Raw genomic sequence first — 16,144 nt, forward strand, 5'->3', positions numbered from 1 at the left:
GGCTGGCTCCGATGCACCAGCCCTGCCTTGAAGAAGGAATGAACTCAATGCAAATCGACCTGAATGCCGACCTCGGCGAAGGCGCCGGCAGTGACGAAGCGCTGCTCGGCCTCGTGAGCTCGGCCAACATCGCCTGCGGCTGGCACGCGGGCGACGCCAAGACCATGCGGCAATGCGTGCGCTGGGCCATGGCGCACGGTGTGGCCATCGGCGCTCACCCCAGCTTTCCCGATCGCGAGAACTTCGGCCGCAGCACCATGCATCTGCCGCCCGACGAGATCGTGGCCAACGTGCTCTACCAGGTCGGCGCGCTGGCCGCGATCGTCAAGGCCGAAGGCGGCAAGCTCTCGCACGTGAAGGCGCACGGGCAGCTCTACAACCAGGCGGTGAAGGAGCCCGAACTCGCCGACGCGCTGTGCGAAGCCGTGCGGCGCTTCGATCCCTCTCTCAGGTTCTTCGGTCTTGCGGGCAGCGGCATGATCGACGCCGCGCGCCGTGCCGGCCTCACACCCGTCGAAGAAGTGTTCGCCGACCGCGGCTACATGCCCGACGGCAGCCTGGTGCCGCGCAGCCAGCCCGGCGCGCTCATCGAAGACGAAGACCAGTCGTTGGCCCAGACGCTCTCGCTGGTGCGCGACCGCAAGGTCACGGCCATCGACGGCAGCACCGTGCCGGTCAATGCCCAGACCGTGTGCCTGCACGGCGACGGTGCCCACGCATTGGCATTTGCGCGCCGCATTCGCGACCGGCTGCAGCAAGAGGGCATCGCGGTTCGCGCGATGGCCTGAACGCCGAGCACGCAGTGGCGCGGCGAACGAATGTCCTGCTGACCGGTTTCGATCCGTTCGACCGCGAAGCCCTCAATCCTTCATGGGAAGCTGTGCGGGCGCTCGACGGCTGGAAATGCGGCCGCGCCACCGTGCATGCGCGCCAGATGCCCTGCGTTTTCGGCGATGCCATCGATGCGCTTGCAGGTGCCATCGAGGAGCTGCAGCCGCACCTGGTGCTGTGCATCGGCCAGGCCGGCGGCCGCGCCGAGATCACGCCCGAGCGCGTGGCCATCAACATCGACGACGGCCGCATTGCCGACAACGCGGGCCGCCAACCCATCGACACGCCCGTGGTGCCCGGCGCGCCCGCGGCGTATTTCTCGACGCTGCCGATCAAGGCCATCGTGCGCGACCTGCGCGCGGCCGGCGTGCCTGCGTCCGTGTCGAACACGGCGGGCACTTTTGTCTGCAACCACATCTTCTATGGGCTGATGCACCACATCGCCGCGCATCCGGCGGCAGGGCTGCGCGGAGGCTTCATCCACATTCCCTATCTGCCCGAACAGGCGGCGCGCTTTCCGGGATCACCGAGCATGTCGCTGGCCACCATGGTCGATGCGCTGCGCATTGCGGTGGCCACCGCATTGGCCGTCGAAAAGGACATTGACGAAAGCGGCGGTCAGCTCCACTGAGCGAGCCAGGCGAGCAGCGCGGCATTGACGAGCGCGGGCTTTTCCATCGTCAGCATGTGCCCGCATTGCGGCAGCCAGACCACGTCCGCATGCGGCACCAGCGCTGCAATCTCGCGCGTGCAGTCGGGCGGTGTCAGCCGGTCCGTGTCGCCGCAGACCAGGAGCACCGGCGCACGCAGCGAGGGCAGGTGAGCGCGCGCGTCGGGGCGTCGCATCACTGCCCGGTTCTGGCTGATGAGCTGCTGCGTGCCGGCATCCAGCACGATCTCGACATAGCGCTCGACCAGCGCCTGGTCGGCGGCCTGTGCGGGGTGAAAAGCGAACACGACGTTCGGTTCGATCACGTCGCGCAGTTCGCCCCGCTCGAACAATTCGATCGCGCTTTCGCGCAGCTCGTACATGTCGGGTGCCTCGGGCCGCGCGTTGGTGCCCAGCAGCGCGAGGCCGGCAATGCGCTCGGGCGCCTGCCGGGCGGCTTCCATCGCGACCATGCCGCCCATCGATGCGCCGCAAAGCACGAGCGGGCCGGGGTTCTCGCGCAGCACGGCCGCGGCCATGGCTTCGATGGTGTCGTGCCGCATGTGAGCATCGCTCACGCGCGCTTCCAGGAGGGATGGAAGAACGGGGAGTTGGGCCTCCCAGAGCCGTTCGTCGCAGGCGAGGCCGGGCAGCAGGACAAGGTGTGGCATGGACGGATTCTGCGTCATCGGACGGCCCGACGTAGCGGCATAGGCTGTACGCACGAGCGCGACACCCTTCGCGATGCCGGTGGCGGCCATGCAACAGATGGCGCCATCTGGGTTCTGAGCGCCGCGCACGCGGTGGAGAATGGGTGTTCCATGCCCACGTCCACACCCGACCCCGCGACCGAACTCATCTTGATCCGCCACGGCGAGACGGCCTGGAACCGCGAACTGCGCTTCCAGGGGCATGCCGATGTGCCGCTCAACGACATGGGCCATGAGCAGGCACGCCGCTTGGGTTTGCGGCTGGCGGGGGATACGGCGCAGCACATCATCAGCAGCGATCTCATGCGGGCGCAGCAAACGGCGGCGCCCGCGTCGCTGCAGCTGTCGCTGCCGGTGGTCACGTCGGCGGGGTTGCGCGAGCAGCATTTCGGCGTCGTCGAAGGCATGCGGGCCGACGAAATCCAGGCCCTGCATCCGAGGGCATGGGAGGAATGGCTGGAGTTCCGCGAAGACCACGCGATGCCCGAGGGCGAGTCGGCGCGCGAATTCCATACCCGCATCGTCGCGGCCCTTGGAACGCTGGCCACCGTCCATCGCGGGCAGCGCCTGGTGGTGGTCACCCATGGCGGCGTGCTCGACATGGTGTGGCGCACCGCGCGTGGACTCAGCCTCAGCGGGCCGCGGCAGAGCGATATTCCCAATGCGGGCTTCAACCGCATCCGCATTGCCGATCCCGCAATGCCCGATGCGATCGAGATCGTCGATTGGGCCGACACGCGGCATCTTGCCGATCTGCCGCCCCAGCCAACCTACGACCAGCGGCGGCATCTCGAAAAGAACTGACCGGCGCAGGCGCGCGCCTCGTCAGGTCTGGCCGCCGCTCTCCTTTCAGGTACGGGAAACCAACTCCCCGAGACCGAGCCGCAGATAGACCTCACCGGTCTGGCGTCGCAGGCGCAGCGACTCGGGCTGGCCGTTGAGTTGCTGCTGCAGGACGCTTTGCGCGCCGGTGAGCGTGGCTTCGCTGCCGGTACGCACGAGGGCGTCGAGATACACCTGCTCGAACAGGTCGCGCTGCGCATGGCTGCCGCCGATTTCGAGCAGGCGCGGCAATGCCGTGCCAAGGCCTTCGATGGCGCCGGGGAAATCGTTGCGCGCATGGGCGGCCAGCCCGCGCGCGGCCGGCACGCACACGTGCTGCCAGGCCGCGCGGGTCGAGAGCGGCGCATGCGGCGCATAGGCCTCGATGTTGTGCAGCAGCGCATCCGCTTCAGGCCGCCCCGCGCGTGCCAGGCCATAGAGGTACTGCAGGTCGAGAAAAGGCAGCACATGGTCGGCCTGCCGCTGCACCAGGTAGCTGCCGACTTCGTTCCATCGTGCGCCGACGTCGATACCTGCAAGTTCGAAGCGCGCCAGCAGCGAGACCGCGCCGATCTGGTCCTGCGAGTAGTCCTTCGCCACGCCCCACACCTCGCGGTCGTAGAGCGCGAGCGCTTCGGCGTCGCGGCCGAGTTCGATCAGGAACAGGGCCACGTGCCACCAGTTGTGCGTGACCATGAACGAATTGAGTCCGCTCCAGGTGTCGCTCACGCCTTGCATGAACGCCAGCCCCTCGGCGAGGCGGCCTTCGGTGAGCATCACATGCGCGAGTGCATGGTGCGCCCACGGTTCCTTGCGGCACATGCCGATGGCGCGGCGGGCACTGGCCTCGGCATCGCGCATCAGGTGGCATTGCTCGTAGCCGAAGGCCGCCATGCCGTGCACATAGGGCACGTCGGACGCGGCCGGCAGCGCCGCAAGCGCGAGCCGCAGCATGCCGGGGCAGTCACCGGTGTTGAAGCAGTGGTATTGCCCCAGCTTCACCGACACGAGATCGCGCGGGTATTCGCGTGCTTGCTCCGCATGCAGGTCGATGGCCTTGGTGATGTCGCCCCCGGCCCAGGCCTCGATGGCTGCGATGTAGCGCCGCTCGCGCGGCGTGGCGCGCGCGAACGCAGCGCGTGCCTTCTCGAGAAAGGGGCGGGCGTTGGCCGCCGCGTCGCGCGATTCGGCAAAGAGATGCAGCGTGGCGCAATAGGCCTGCACCAGGGGGCTCGCGTCGCGCTCGGCCAAGGCCAGCAGATTGACCGCGCGCGCCTCGGTCGACACAAAGCCCATGACAAAGTCTTCGACGAGCGGCAGGCTGGCGGCGTCGTAGAGCGTGAGCGGATTGCCGAAGCTGTCGGCATGCAGTTTTCCGGGGGGCATGGCGGCATGGTGCCACGCCCCGCCGCAGGCTTCAAACGCCGGCTTGCTGGTGGCGGTACTCCTGCGTCTTTCCGCCATACCCGTAGGCCGCGCCGCGGGCGTCGATCACATGGATGTACGACACCTCGTGCAGGTTGGGCCGCAGCTTTGCCATGGCGGCATGCACTTCGCGCAGGTAGCGCGCCTTTTCCGCCTTGGTGTTGGTCTCGTCCGTGACGCTGATGTCGAGGTGGAAGGCCGACTTGCCGAGCGAAGCCAGCGACTGCCCGCCGATGAACCACGCGTCGGCGGCGATGTACTGCACCGTGATGGCGATCACCGGCAGTTGCTTGCCAAGCACGCTCTGGGTCAGTTCGGCGACCGTGTCGACGGTCTTGCGGGTGAGTTGGGCATCGGCTTCGCCCGAAAGGTGAACAACGATATGCGGCATCTGGAACTCCGTGAATGAATGAACGATGGGGTTATTGTGGGAGTTTCATAACCATCGGAAAATCCGGAAGATATGATGGAAGCCATCGGAAAACCGGATGGATAAGCATGCAGACCTTCGACCTGGAGCAGCTTCGTACCCTTGCGGCGGTGATCGACGCCGGCAGCCTCACGGCCGCCGCGCCGCGCGTTTTTCTTTCGCAGTCATCGGTCAGCGAGCAGATCCGCAAGCTCGAGGAGCGGGCGGGGCAGTCCTTGCTTACGCGCAGCAAGGCCGGCGTGGCACCGACCGAGGCGGGCACGCGGCTCCTGGCCTATGCGCGGCGCATCCTCGCATTGAGCGACGAGGCATTTCGCGATCTGCACGGCGAAACCCTGCAGGGCGAGTTGCGGCTTGCCGTGACCGACTACTTTCGTCCCGGCGATCTCACGCGGCTGTTGGGACGGCTCGGCGAAAGCTATCCGCAGGTGCGGCTGAACGTGAGCATCCTGAAGAGCGATGCACTGCGCGCCGCCTATGCCCATGGAGATTTCGACGTGGGACTGGCCATGAATATCGCCGGCGCATCCTCTTCTTCGCCGGAGCAAGGGGCGAAGGCCTCGGTGATCCGGCGCGAATCGCTGGCGTGGCTCGGCGCGGCCGGCATGCGGCTCGCGCGCGGCGAGCCGGTTCGGCTGCTGGCCTTGCCGGACACCTGCTCGTTGCATCAGTACACCGTGGCGCTGCTGCGGCGGCGCAGGGTGCCGTATGTGCTGGCACACGTGGCGTCGGGCGTGGCGGGGTTGCAGTCGGCGCTGGCCGCGGGGTTGGGGGTGGCGTGCCTGAATGAGTCCGCGGCGTGCGACGGCGTGGCGCGGCTGGCGGCGCCGCATGGGCTGCCGGCACTGCCCCGGGTCGCGTTTCAGTTCTTGCCTGCTCGCCGGGGAGAGACCGAGTTCGTGGCGCGAGCCCGGGAGCTGTTGGCGAACCATCTGGTGTGACGCCCGAGGGGCTGTTGTTCAGGGCGTGTGCACAGGCCACCGGGTACTCCGCTCCGCGAAGGTACCCCGTCGGCGCGAGCGCACCCCGAACAGCGGCGCTAAAAAGGCCTGCTGCTAAGGCGTTACAGGCCAGGGCCGCTGCGGCTCCCGAATCTGCTCGAACGCACGCGACACACGCAACACGCCGAGGTCGTCGAAGCGCTTCCCGGCAATCTGCAGCCCGATGGGCAATCCGCTCGCCGAGTACCCGCAGTTCACCGAAGACGCCGGCTGCTCCGACATATTGAACGGGACCGTGAACCCGATGTGCTCCAGAGGCCGCAGCGGGTCGTTGGTCGGCGAAGGCGCTTCCGCGGCCGCGGGCATGTTGGGCGACACCGGCGAGATCACGTAGTCGAACCGCGCGCAGGCCTGCACCGTTGCCACGCGCGTTGCGTGGAACTGGCTGAACCCGCGGAAGACATGCTCGCCGCTGAACTCGGCCGCGCTCTCGGCCCACTCGCGGATGTAAGGCAGTACCTTGGCGCGCTGGTCGGCGCGCAAGGCCTTCATGTCCACCAGCGAGCGCATGCGCCACAAGTGATCCATGCCGTCGAGCATGGCTTGCGACATGAAGGGTTGCATGGTTTCGACGATGGCTCCGGCCTTCTCGAACAGGCGGGCCGCATGCTCGACTGCCGCCTCGATCTCGGGCTCGACCGCCAGGCCGCAGCCCGCGTCGAGCAGCAGCCCGATGCGCAGTCCGCGCAAGTGCTCGGGCGATACGTCGAAGCCCGACCAGTCGATGTCCTGCGGCGGCAGGCTCATGCTGTCGCGCGCGTCGGGCTTGGAGAGCACCTGCATCATCAAGGCCGCATCGCCCACGCTGCGGGTCATAGGCCCGGCGGCCCGGCCCATGTACGGTGGGTCGATCGGAATGCGGCCCAGGCTCGGCTTGAGCGTGAAGATGCCGCACCAGCTTGCGGGCAGCCGCAGCGAGCCGCCGATGTCCGTGCCGATGTGCAGCGGGCCGTAGCCCGCGGCGGCCGCCGCGCCCGCGCCTGCGCTCGAACCGCCCGGGGTCTTGCGGAGGTCCCATGGATTGCGCGCCAGCGTGTGAAAGCTCGAGAGCCCCGAAGACAGCATGCCGTAGTCCGGCATGGTGGTCTTGCTCACGATCACCGCGCCGGCTTCCTTCAGGCGCGCGGCCGGCGGTGCATCGGCGGCCGCGGGCTTGAGGTCGACAGCAGCCGTGCCGGCCGGCATCGGGTCGCCGCGCGTGGCGATGTTTTCCTTGATGGTGGTCGGCACGCCATCGATCGGGCCCAGCGCTTCGCCGCGTTGCCAGCGCGCTTCCGAAGCCCGCGCCTGTTCGAGCGCGGCTTCGGGCCTGAAGAGCCAGGTGGCCTGCAGCTTCGGCTCCCAGCGCTCGATCTGCGCGATGACGGCTTGCGTGACCTCGACCGGAGACAGGCGCCGGTCGCGATAAGCGGCGGAAAGCTCCTGGGCGGACAGGTCGTTCAGTGAAGAAGAAGAGGACACGTCGGGCTCATCCCCACGAAAGAGCCGACAGGTCGTTCACGAAGATCGGATTTTCCTTCCAGAGGCCCTTCACGTTCTTCTTCGCGATGGTCGGGAACTGCGGCTGGTAGAGGAAGCCGTTGGCCGCGTCGGCGGCCAGCATCTTCTGCGCCTCGCCGAGCAGCTTGTTGCGCTCGGCCGCATTGCCCGTGGACTTGATCTTGTCGAACAGCGTGTTGAAGGCCTTCGATTGGTAGCCCCAGTAGTAGTCGGACTTGGCGTAGTTGCCGAGGTCGAAGGGCTCGACGTGCGAAACGATCGACAGGTCGTAGTCCTTGTTGCCGTAGGTGCCGCTGAGCCACTGCGCCCACTCCACGTTCTGCACCTTCACGGTGATGCCGATCTTGGCGAGCTGCGCCACGATCACTTCGCCGCCCTGGCGTGCGTAGGGCGGCGGCGGCAGCGTCATGGTGAGTTCGAGCGGCGTCTTCACGCCGGCTTCGGCCAGCAGCTTCTTGGCCTTCTCGATGTCGAAGGGATTGACGCCCGTGGTGTCGACATAGCCCGCGGCGCCCGGCACGTAATGGCTGCCGATCGGCACGCCGAAACCGTCGGCCGCGCCTTCGATCACGGCCTTGCGGTCGATGGCCGCGAGGATGGCGCGGCGCACGCGCACGTCGTCCAGCGGCTTCTTCTTGTTGTTGATCGACAGGATGGTCTTGGCGCGCGAGCCGGCCAGGATGGTCTGGAACTGCGGGTTGCTCTTGAACTGCGGCACCACGCGCGTGCCGATGCGCGTGAACACGTCGACGTCGCCGGCCAGCAGCGATGCGGCCTGCGCGGCGGCATCGGCAATGAAGCGGAACGTGACCTTGTTGATCTTCGCGGTGGCGGGGCTGCGAAAGCCGTCCCATTTGCTCAGCGTGATCGACGAGCCCTTGGCCCAGCTGTCGAGCTTGTAGGGGCCGGTGCCGACCGGCTTGGTGGCGTTGCCGTCGGCGCTCTTGGGCTCGACGATCACGGCCGTGGCCTGGCCCAGCACGAAGGGCAGGTCGGGGTCGATTTCCTTGTTGATGACCACCACGGTGTAGTCGTCGACCACCTGCGTGCTGAGGTTCGCGAACGTGCGCTTGTCCTTGTTGGTGCTCTTCTCGCTGCCGGCACGGTCGAAGGCGAACTTCACGGTGCTGGCGTTGAAGGGCTCGCCGTTCTGGAACTTGACGCCGCGCTTGAGCTTGAAGGTGTAGGTCTTCAGGTCGGGCGACACTTCCCAGCTGTCGGCCAGGAGGGGTGTGACGTTGCCGTCGGCGTTGATCTTGGTGAGCGTCTCCAGGATGTTGTAGTGCACCACCTCCGCGATCGCGGCGGCCGCGCCGGCGGTCGGATCGAGCCCCGGCGGCTCGAGCGCCATGCCGATCACGATGGCGTCCTTCCGTCCCTGTGCCATGCCGGCGATGGGGGAGGCCAGCGCGACGGAGGCGCCAGCGGAGGCAAGGAGGGTGCGACGGTTCAACATACGTTGTGATCTCCGAAAAAACGGTGGATGCGAGATGACTGCTTCGATGTGCGCAGCGCCCCGAACGGAGGCGCCGCAGCACGAAGGAAGGACACGCAGCACGAAAGATGCCACGCGCGCAGCAAAGTCATTCTCTCGCAGCGGGCGACTTGCCGCCGGGCTGTGGAAGCGCTTTTTCGTTGGGACGTTCCCGGATGCCGCTTCAGCCCCGGGAGAGCGCTCAGGCTGCCAGCAGCGTGCCGCCGGCGGGCGTGCGCGGCACCGCGTCGAGCAGCGTGCGCGTGTACGGATGCTGCGCATTGCGAAAGAGCTCGCCGGGCGGGCCCTGCTCGACGATCTTGCCCTTCCACACCACGCAAACGTCGTCGCACAGGTGGTTCACCACCGCGAGGTCGTGGCTGATGAGCAGGTAGCTGATGCCGAACTGCTGCTGCAGATCCTGCATGAGGTTGAGCACCTGGGCCTGCACCGACACGTCGAGCGCGCTCACGGGTTCGTCGGCCACGATGAGCTTGGGACGCGTGATGAGCGCACGCGCAATCGCGATGCGCTGCCGCTGGCCGCCCGAGAATTCGTGCGGGTACTTGTCCATGTCGGTGGTGCGCAGGCCCACGGCGGCCAGCGCTTCCGAGGCGCGCTCGCGCTGCACGGCGCGGCTGGTTTCCGCCAGTGCCTCGAGCGGCTCGGCCACGATGCGCGCCACGGTCTGGCGCGGATCGAGCGAGCCGTAGGGGTCCTGGAACACCATCTGGAAGTCGCGCCGCGCCACGCGCAGTTCGCTTCGGGGCAACCGGTGCAGGTCGCGGCCGAGCATGCGCACGCTGCCTGACGTCGGCGTGTCGAGGGCCATCACCAGGCGTGCGATGGTCGACTTGCCGGAGCCCGATTCGCCGACGATGCCCAGGCTGCGGCCGGCCTCGACGTTGAAGCTGACGCCGTTCAACGCCTTGACGAGCGGCGGCGGGCCGAAGAGCTTTTCGCGCGGTAGGGCGTAGTGGCGCACGAGGTCGGTGACCTCGAGCAGGGGCGCAGTGCGGATCGATTGGCTCATGGTGCGAGAGCGCCTTCTGCGGCAATTTCTTCGAGCCGGATGCAGCGCACCGCATGGTCGTGCGGCAGCATCGTGGGCGGCGGCCGGGTTGCGTGGCAGGCGTCGACGGTGTACTTGCAGCGGCCTGCAAAAGGGCAGCCTTGCGGCAGGTCGATCAATTCGGGCACGCTGCCGCGGATGGTCGCCAGGCGAATGCCGCGCGGCGCGCCGAGCGCCGGCCGGGCCGCGAACAGCCCCTGCGTGTAGGGGTGCGCGCGCTCCGCGAACACGGCTTCGGTCGGGCCGCTCTCGACCACGCTGCCGCCGTACATCACCAGCATCTTGGAGACGCTCTGGGCGATGACGCCGAGGTCGTGCGAAATCAGGATCAGCGCCATGCCGCGCTCCGCGACCAGGCCCTGGATGAGCTCGAGGATCTGCTTCTGGATGGTGACGTCGAGCGCCGTGGTGGGTTCGTCGGCAATCAGCAGGTCGGGGCCGCAGGCCAGTGCCATGGCAATGCCGATGCGCTGGCGCTGCCCGCCCGAAAACTGGTGCGGATAGGCATCGAGCCGCGAGGCCGCGTCGGGAATGCCCACGCGCTCGAGCAGTGCCAGCACCTCCTTGCGCGCGGCGGCGCCCGTGAGTCCGCGGTGCAGGCGCAGCGGTTCGCCGACCTGGCGCGCAATGGTGTGGACCGGGTTCAGCGCCGTCATCGGCTCCTGGAAGATCATGCCGATGCGGTTGCCGCGAATCTGGCACATGGCCTTTTCGCCCAGGCCCACGAGCTCGGTGCCATCGAAGCGGATGCTTCCCGTGACCTTGGCGGTGGAAGGCAGCAGACCCATGAGCGATTGAACCGTGATCGATTTGCCGCAGCCCGATTCGCCCACGATGCCCAGCGTTTCGCCGCGCTCGAGCGTAAAGCCGATGCCGCGCACGGCCTCGGCGGGGCCGCGCTGCGTTTGCAGTTCGACGTGCAGGTCTTTGACTTCGAGAAGAGCCATGGCTTAACGCGCCCTCGCCAGGCGCGGGTCGAGCAGGTCGCGCAGACCGTCGCCCAGCAGGTTGAGCCCCAGCACCGCCAGCGCAATGGCCATGCCCGGAAACACCGCGAGCAGGGGTGACTGGAACATCATGGTCTGCGCCTCGTTGAGCATGCGGCCCCAGGAAGCCTGCGGCGGCTGTGTGCCCAGGCCGAGGTAGGAGAGGGCGGCTTCGGCGAGGATGGCAATCGCGAAGCGGATGGTGATCTGCACGATCAGCACGGCCGAGATGTTGGGCAGCACATGCTGCATGGTGATGGCGAACGATCCTTTGCCGCAGGCGCGCGCCGCCGCCACATATTCACGCGACCAGATGGCATTGGCCGATGCGCGCGTGATGCGTGCGAAGGTTGGAATGTTGTAGATGCCGATCGCGATGATCGCGTTGACGATGCCGGCGCCGAACACGGCCGTCATCATGATGGCCGACAGGATGGCCGGGAACGCGAGCGAGAAATCGGTAAGCCGCATGATGGCTTCCTCGACCCAGCCGCGGCGCGCCGCGGCCAGCAAGCCGAGCGCCGTGCCGACCACAAGGCCGATGCCCACGGCAATCATGCCCACCAGGATGGACGCTCGCGCGCCCACCAGCAGCAGCGAGGCCACGTCGCGCCCATAGGTGTCGGTGCCCAGCCAGTGCGCGCCCGACGGCGGCTTGAGCTTGTTGGGCATGTCCATCTCGTAGGGCGACCACGGCGTCCAGGCCAGCGAGACGATGGCGGCAAGCAGCAGGAGCAAGGTCAGCACGCCGCCGAGCACGAAGCTGCGGTGCCGGAGCGCGCGGCGCCAGAAACCGGGCACCTTGAGCGCGGCCGCGCTCGGAATGGGCACGGCACTCATATGTCGCTCGCCTTGATGCGCGGGTCGATGACGGCGTAGAGCACGTCGACCACGAAGTTCACGATGACCACCAGGGCTGCGAGCAGCATCACGCAGTTGCGCACCACGATCAGGTCGCGGTTCCCGATGGCCTCGAAGATCAGCCGGCCGAGGCCGGGAAGGTAGAACACCTTCTCGATCACGATGGTGCCGGCCAGCAGTTCGGAAAACTGCATGCCCATGACGGTGACCACCGGGATCATCGCGTTGCGCAGCACATGGGTCCAGAGCACGGCGCGCTGCGAAACGCCCTTGGCCCGTGCAGTGCGCACGAAGTCTTCGCGCATCACTTCGAGCACCGCGGAGCGCGTGATGCGCGCAAGGATTGCCGCCTGCACCACCGCCAGCGCCAAGGCCGGCAGCAGCAGCGACTTGATGCCCGCGAAGACACCCTCGCCCCAGCCCTCGAAGCCGCCGGCCGAGAACCACTGCAGTTGGACCGAGAACACGAGGATCAGCAGGATCGCGAACCAGAAATTGGGAATGGCGATGCCCACCTGCGTGAGGCCCATCAGGCCGACGTCGCCGAGCTTGTTGTGGCGCGCTGCGGCGGTGACGCCGACCAGCAGCGCGAGCACGGTGGTCAGCGCCATCGCCAGCAGCGCGAGCGGCACTGTGAGCGCAAGCCGTTCCAGGATGAGGTCGAGCACCGGCGAGCTGTAGGCGTAGCTGTCGCCCAGGTTGCCGGTCAAGAGGCCCGCAATCCAGTGCCAGTAGCGCGTCCAGGCGGGCTGGTCGAGGCCGAGCTTGGCGGCCAGGGCGGCCACGGCCTCGGGTGCGGCATCGGGGCCCATGAGCAACTGCGCGGCATTGCCGGGCAGGATCTCCAGGACGAGGAACACGATGACCGAGGCGCCGATCAGCGTGGCGATCAGCGTGGCGAGGCGCTTGAGAATGAACAGGCTCATGGGGCGGGGCGCAGCATAACCCGACTCCTGCAACAAGCGTGCCTTGTTCGCGATAATCGGGGTATGGCCCTCATGATCACCGACGAATGCATCAACTGCGATGTCTGCGAGCCCGAGTGCCCGAACGATGCGATCTACATGGGCGCGGAGTTCTACGAGATCGACCCGCACAAGTGCACCGAATGCGTGGGCCACTTCGACGAGCCCCAGTGCGTGCAGGTGTGCCCGGTTGCGTGCATTCCGATTCATCCGGAACACGTGGAAAGCCGCGAGACGCTGTGGCAGAAGTTCGAGCGGCTTGCCGCCGCCAAGGCAGCAGCCGCGGCTGTGGCGCCGCGGCCGCCAGTGCCTTCAGCCGGCGCTTGAGCCGGAAGACGGCTTTCGCTTTTTCTTCTTGCCGCCACCGCCCGGCGCGGAGGCCGGATTTCCCTCGGATGCACCGCTGAAGCGCGTGCTCGACTTGTGCGGCTCGGAGGCGAGTTTCTGGGCGCGTGCGCGCGCCTGCTGCTCGGACGACGCGAGCCGGCGTTCGGCCATCGCGGCTTGCCGCGCCTCGTGGGCCGAACGGCGATCGCGTTCGCGCGCATCCTTCTCCTGGGCGAGGCGAATGCGTTCGAGCTGATCGCCGCGTACTTCGGCCTTGTGCGTGGCGGCATCCGCTGTGCGGCGGTCCGCCTCCGTGCGAAGGTCGTCGACCTTCAGCTGCTTTCCGCCGTCGCAGGGGCGGTCGGTGTAGGTGTTGCCGCAGCGGTAGGTCTCAGGCCTTCCCTGTGCCGAGGCAGATATCCAGAACGGGCCGGAAGCTATCAAAAATATAGCGATGCCGATTGTTCCGGCTCTGGTTGCTCTTCTCTTTCTCATTTTTATTTCTCTCCCTTTTCCTCTCCCGCGCTCTCGTGGCCGGCTGACTAGGGGGCGGCGGGCGTGCCTCCATCGCCGGGCTCTCGCCGCGGCGGTTTGGGCCGGGGCGGTTTGCTCGTGTGAATGATCAAGGTGGCCTTTTCCATCTCGCCCGCCACCAGTGCGGGAGCCGCATGCAGCGTGCGCACGATGGCGTCTTCGATGGCTTCGCGCTGTTCCTTCAGCGGCTTCTTGAGCACCCAGTTGATGACCTCCGACTTCACGCCGGGATGCCCGATGCCCAGGCGCAGGCGCCAGTAATCGCCGGTGCCCAGCTGTGCATGGATGTCGCGCAGTCCGTTGTGGCCCGCGTGGCTGCCGCCGAACTTGAGCTTGGCCTGGCCGGGCACCACATCGAGTTCGTCGTGCACCACGAGAATTTCTTCGGGCGCGATCTTGAAGAAGCGCGCGAGTGCGCCCACCGATTTGCCCGACAGGTTCATGAAGGTTTGAGGCTCGAGCAGCCACACGCTCTGCCCGCCGATGTTCGCGCGCGCGGCAAGGCCGTGATAACTGCGCTCGGGCACGAGGTTGAGCTTCCAGTCGCGCGCCAGGGCGTCGATCCACCAGAAGCCGGCGTTGTGCCGCGTGGCTTCATATTCAGGCCCGGGGTTACCGAGGCCGACAAACAGCTTGATCATGAAGGGAATTATCTCGCCGCCCCCAAAGCAAAAGGCCCGCACGAAGCGGGCCTTTTGCAGGGTGCGAGAAGAATTACTTCTTCGCGGCGGGCTTTGCCGTCTTGGCGGCAGGCTTGCCGCCAGCAGCGGGTGCAGCGCCTTCGGCAGGTGCTGCGCCTTCGGCGGCAGGTGCCGGCTCTTCGGCGACCAGCGGCGGCACGGCCGACACGATGACCGGGTTCGACTTGCCGTGGCTCACGAACTTCACGCCCTTGGGCAGCTTGATGTCGTTGACGTGCAGCGTGGCATTCTTCTTGAGACTCGAGAGGTCCACTTCGATGAACTCCGGGAGGTCGGCCGGCAGGCAGCTGATCTCGAGTTCGGTCACGACGTGGGTCACGAGGTTGTGGTCGAGCTTGACGGCGTCGGACTCTTCTTCACCCTTGAAGTGAAGCGGCACCTTCATGTGCAGGCGGGTCTTGGCATCGACACGTTGGAAGTCGATGTGTTGCACCAGTTGACGGAACGGGTGGTACTGCACGTCGCGCAGCAGCACTTTGCTGGTGGCGCCGCCGAGTTCCATTTCGAGGATCGAGGCGTGGAAGGCTTCCTTCTTGAGGGCATGCCACAGCGCGTTGTGATCGATTTCGATCAGCTGGGGCTGGCCTTCACCACCATAGACGATACCGGGCGTCTTGCCCGAAACGCGGAGACGGCGGCTCGCACCCGTGCCCTGCTTGGCGCGCTCAAAAGCGACGAATTTCATATTAGCTCCTGTGAGAGTCCACCGCGACCAGTGCGACTCCGGTTCAACAAGGGCGCCATTCTCCAAAAAGGAGGTGGAGCCCGCTTTTTGCTCGAATCAGAACAGGTTGTCCTGGTCCGAGAACAAACTCATGACCGACTCGCCCTTGGCAATGCGCTGGATCGTTTCGGCGATCAGCGGTGCCACGGAGAGTTGGCGGATCTTTCCGCAGGCCAGTGCGGCGTCGGAAAGGGGAATGGTGTTGGTCACGACCACTTCGTCGAGTGCGGAGTGGGTGATGCGTTCGATGGCCGGGCCCGAGAAGATCGGGTGCGTGCAATAGGCGTAGACGCTCTTGGCGCCCCGCTCCTTGAGCACTTCGGCCGCTTTGACCAGCGTGCCCGCGGTGTCGATCATGTCGTCCATGATCACGCAATTGCGGCCGTCGATTTCGCCGATGACGTTCATGACCTCGCTGACATTGGCCTTCGGGCGGCGCTTGTCGATGATGGCGAGGTCGCAGTTCAGTTGCTTGGCGAGGGCGCGTGCGCGCACCACGCCGCCGACGTCGGGCGAGACCACGATCAGGTCTTCGTAGTTCTTGGCCCGCAGGTCGCCCAGCAGAACCGGCGATGCATAGATGTTGTCGACCGGAATGTCGAAGAAACCCTGGATCTGGTCGGCGTGAAGGTCCATGGTGAGCACGCGCTCGACGCCCACGGTTTCCAGCAGGTTGGCCACCACCTTGGCCGAGATCGGCACGCGGCTCGAGCGCGGGCGGCGGTCCTGGCGGGCATAGCCGTAGTAAGGAATCACCGCGCTGATTCGTCCGGCCGAGGCGCGCTTGAGCGCGTCGACCATGATCAGCAGTTCCATCAGGTTTTCGTTGGTCGGTGCGCAGGTCGACTGCACCACGAACACATCGCGCGCCCGGACGTTCTGGTTGATTTCGACGGTGACTTCGCCGTCGGAAAAACGTCCAACGCGCGCGGCACCCAGCGAGGTACCGAGGTTGTGCGCAATTTCTGCGGCGAGGCCAGGATTGGCATTGCCGGTGAAAACCATGAAATCAGGGTGATTAGCCTGCATGAGCGCGTCCCGGCAGTGCGAATGGCTTTTAGGAAGCCGCCAAAGAGTTTGAGCGTGGCGACCCAGGGGCCGCCGGTAATTGCAGCGGGTGGGCTGCAAAAGA

Annotated in this window: 18 protein-coding genes; 5 read left to right on the plus strand and 13 right to left on the minus strand. The window is 66.7% G+C overall.

Annotated elements, in window-relative coordinates:
• Positions 1-47: 47 nt before the first annotated feature.
• Positions 48-788 carry a 5-oxoprolinase subunit PxpA gene (gene pxpA, locus QFZ42_RS01645; protein ID WP_307699278.1) on the plus strand — a complete coding sequence of 247 codons (741 nt, stop codon included), beginning with the start codon at positions 48-50 and terminating at the stop codon, positions 786-788.
• 14 nt (positions 789-802) lie between these two features.
• Positions 803-1,462, plus strand: a complete 660-nt coding sequence (gene pcp / locus QFZ42_RS01650) for a pyroglutamyl-peptidase I (protein ID WP_307699279.1) — start codon at positions 803-805, stop codon at positions 1,460-1,462.
• Here pcp and QFZ42_RS01655 read toward each other — a convergent pair.
• Complete coding sequence (locus QFZ42_RS01655) at positions 1,450-2,151, minus strand: alpha/beta fold hydrolase (RefSeq protein ID WP_307699280.1); 702 nt, start codon at positions 2,149-2,151, stop codon at positions 1,450-1,452. The two genes, pcp and QFZ42_RS01655, sit on opposite strands and share 13 nt — an antisense overlap.
• A 150-nt stretch (positions 2,152-2,301) precedes the next feature.
• Between QFZ42_RS01655 and QFZ42_RS01660 the strand changes: the two genes are divergently transcribed.
• The gene (locus tag QFZ42_RS01660; protein WP_307699281.1) at positions 2,302-2,994 is read left to right on the plus strand and encodes a histidine phosphatase family protein; all 693 of its coding nucleotides are present in this window, start codon (positions 2,302-2,304) and stop codon (positions 2,992-2,994) included.
• Positions 2,995-3,039: 45 nt separating this feature from the next.
• Here QFZ42_RS01660 and QFZ42_RS01665 read toward each other — a convergent pair whose 3' ends face one another.
• Positions 3,040-4,398 (minus strand): tetratricopeptide repeat protein, encoded by a 1,359-nt coding sequence (locus tag QFZ42_RS01665; RefSeq protein ID WP_307699282.1) that lies wholly within the window; start codon positions 4,396-4,398, stop codon positions 3,040-3,042.
• Positions 4,399-4,429: 31 nt separating this feature from the next.
• Entirely contained in the window at positions 4,430-4,828 is a 399-nt protein-coding gene (locus QFZ42_RS01670) for a tautomerase family protein (protein WP_307699283.1), read from the minus strand.
• A gap of 107 nt (positions 4,829-4,935) precedes the next feature.
• Here QFZ42_RS01670 and QFZ42_RS01675 point away from each other — a divergent pair, with 107 nt between their 5' ends.
• Entirely contained in the window at positions 4,936-5,808 is an 873-nt protein-coding gene (locus QFZ42_RS01675; RefSeq protein ID WP_307699284.1) for a LysR family transcriptional regulator, read from the plus strand.
• 114 nt (positions 5,809-5,922) lie between these two features.
• Here QFZ42_RS01675 and QFZ42_RS01680 read toward each other — a convergent pair whose 3' ends face one another.
• From QFZ42_RS01680 to QFZ42_RS01705, 6 genes are all read right to left on the minus strand, one after another.
• Complete coding sequence (locus tag QFZ42_RS01680) at positions 5,923-7,329, minus strand: amidase (protein WP_307699285.1); 1,407 nt, start codon at positions 7,327-7,329, stop codon at positions 5,923-5,925.
• Between the two features lie 7 nt (positions 7,330-7,336).
• Positions 7,337-8,824 (minus strand): ABC transporter substrate-binding protein, encoded by a 1,488-nt coding sequence (locus QFZ42_RS01685; RefSeq protein WP_307699286.1) that lies wholly within the window; start codon positions 8,822-8,824, stop codon positions 7,337-7,339.
• 220 nt (positions 8,825-9,044) lie between these two features.
• Positions 9,045-9,875, minus strand: coding sequence for an ATP-binding cassette domain-containing protein (locus QFZ42_RS01690; protein ID WP_307699287.1), 831 nt, complete (start codon positions 9,873-9,875; stop codon positions 9,045-9,047).
• Positions 9,872-10,861, minus strand: a complete 990-nt coding sequence (locus QFZ42_RS01695; protein WP_307699288.1) for an ABC transporter ATP-binding protein — start codon at positions 10,859-10,861, stop codon at positions 9,872-9,874. Before QFZ42_RS01695 ends, QFZ42_RS01690 begins: the two co-directional genes overlap by 4 nt.
• A gap of 3 nt (positions 10,862-10,864) precedes the next feature.
• Positions 10,865-11,740: an ABC transporter permease gene (locus tag QFZ42_RS01700; protein WP_307699289.1), complete on the minus strand. Its 876-nt coding sequence runs from the start codon at positions 11,738-11,740 to the stop codon at positions 10,865-10,867.
• The gene (locus tag QFZ42_RS01705) at positions 11,737-12,687 is read right to left on the minus strand and encodes an ABC transporter permease (protein ID WP_307699290.1); all 951 of its coding nucleotides are present in this window, start codon (positions 12,685-12,687) and stop codon (positions 11,737-11,739) included. Before QFZ42_RS01705 ends, QFZ42_RS01700 begins: the two co-directional genes overlap by 4 nt.
• 63 nt (positions 12,688-12,750) lie before the next feature.
• Here QFZ42_RS01705 and QFZ42_RS01710 point away from each other — a divergent pair, with 63 nt between their 5' ends.
• Positions 12,751-13,053, plus strand: a complete 303-nt coding sequence (locus QFZ42_RS01710) for a YfhL family 4Fe-4S dicluster ferredoxin (protein ID WP_307699291.1) — start codon at positions 12,751-12,753, stop codon at positions 13,051-13,053.
• Here QFZ42_RS01710 and QFZ42_RS01715 read toward each other — a convergent pair.
• The 4 genes from QFZ42_RS01715 to QFZ42_RS01730 form a co-directional block, all read right to left on the minus strand.
• The gene (locus QFZ42_RS01715) at positions 13,039-13,497 is read right to left on the minus strand and encodes a hypothetical protein (RefSeq protein ID WP_307699292.1); all 459 of its coding nucleotides are present in this window, start codon (positions 13,495-13,497) and stop codon (positions 13,039-13,041) included. The genes QFZ42_RS01710 and QFZ42_RS01715 overlap by 15 nt on opposite strands.
• Positions 13,498-13,595: 98 nt before the next feature.
• Positions 13,596-14,228 carry an aminoacyl-tRNA hydrolase gene (gene pth, locus QFZ42_RS01720; protein WP_307699293.1) on the minus strand — a complete coding sequence of 211 codons (633 nt, stop codon included), beginning with the start codon at positions 14,226-14,228 and terminating at the stop codon, positions 13,596-13,598.
• 73 nt (positions 14,229-14,301) lie between these two features.
• Positions 14,302-14,973 carry a 50S ribosomal protein L25/general stress protein Ctc gene (locus QFZ42_RS01725; RefSeq protein WP_307699294.1) on the minus strand — a complete coding sequence of 224 codons (672 nt, stop codon included), beginning with the start codon at positions 14,971-14,973 and terminating at the stop codon, positions 14,302-14,304.
• A gap of 96 nt (positions 14,974-15,069) precedes the next feature.
• On the minus strand, positions 15,070-16,041 hold the full coding sequence (locus QFZ42_RS01730; RefSeq protein WP_307699295.1) for a ribose-phosphate pyrophosphokinase: 972 nt from the start codon (positions 16,039-16,041) through the stop codon (positions 15,070-15,072).
• Between the last annotated feature and the right edge of the window lie 103 nt (positions 16,042-16,144).

The sequence above is a fragment of the Variovorax paradoxus genome, from assembly GCF_030815855.1.
Lineage (GTDB): Bacteria > Pseudomonadota > Gammaproteobacteria > Burkholderiales > Burkholderiaceae_C > Variovorax > Variovorax paradoxus_M.

Coding starts and splice junctions, on each gene's coding strand:
- QFZ42_RS01665 (WP_307699282.1), bottom strand. CDS start 4,398: ATGCCCCCCGGAAAACTGCATGCCGACAGCTTCGGCAATCCGCTCACG.
- QFZ42_RS01660 (WP_307699281.1), top strand. CDS start 2,302: ATGCCCACGTCCACACCCGACCCCGCGACCGAACTCATCTTGATCCGC.
- QFZ42_RS01655 (WP_307699280.1), bottom strand. CDS start 2,151: ATGCCACACCTTGTCCTGCTGCCCGGCCTCGCCTGCGACGAACGGCTC.
- QFZ42_RS01700 (WP_307699289.1), bottom strand. CDS start 11,740: ATGAGTGCCGTGCCCATTCCGAGCGCGGCCGCGCTCAAGGTGCCCGGT.
- pth (WP_307699293.1), bottom strand. CDS start 14,228: ATGATCAAGCTGTTTGTCGGCCTCGGTAACCCCGGGCCTGAATATGAA.
- QFZ42_RS01725 (WP_307699294.1), bottom strand. CDS start 14,973: ATGAAATTCGTCGCTTTTGAGCGCGCCAAGCAGGGCACGGGTGCGAGC.
- QFZ42_RS01730 (WP_307699295.1), bottom strand. CDS start 16,041: ATGCAGGCTAATCACCCTGATTTCATGGTTTTCACCGGCAATGCCAAT.
- QFZ42_RS01685 (WP_307699286.1), bottom strand. CDS start 8,824: ATGTTGAACCGTCGCACCCTCCTTGCCTCCGCTGGCGCCTCCGTCGCG.
- QFZ42_RS01710 (WP_307699291.1), top strand. CDS start 12,751: ATGGCCCTCATGATCACCGACGAATGCATCAACTGCGATGTCTGCGAG.
- QFZ42_RS01705 (WP_307699290.1), bottom strand. CDS start 12,687: ATGAGCCTGTTCATTCTCAAGCGCCTCGCCACGCTGATCGCCACGCTG.
- QFZ42_RS01695 (WP_307699288.1), bottom strand. CDS start 10,861: ATGGCTCTTCTCGAAGTCAAAGACCTGCACGTCGAACTGCAAACGCAG.
- QFZ42_RS01670 (WP_307699283.1), bottom strand. CDS start 4,828: ATGCCGCATATCGTTGTTCACCTTTCGGGCGAAGCCGATGCCCAACTC.
- QFZ42_RS01690 (WP_307699287.1), bottom strand. CDS start 9,875: ATGAGCCAATCGATCCGCACTGCGCCCCTGCTCGAGGTCACCGACCTC.
- QFZ42_RS01675 (WP_307699284.1), top strand. CDS start 4,936: ATGCAGACCTTCGACCTGGAGCAGCTTCGTACCCTTGCGGCGGTGATC.
- pxpA (WP_307699278.1), top strand. CDS start 48: ATGCAAATCGACCTGAATGCCGACCTCGGCGAAGGCGCCGGCAGTGAC.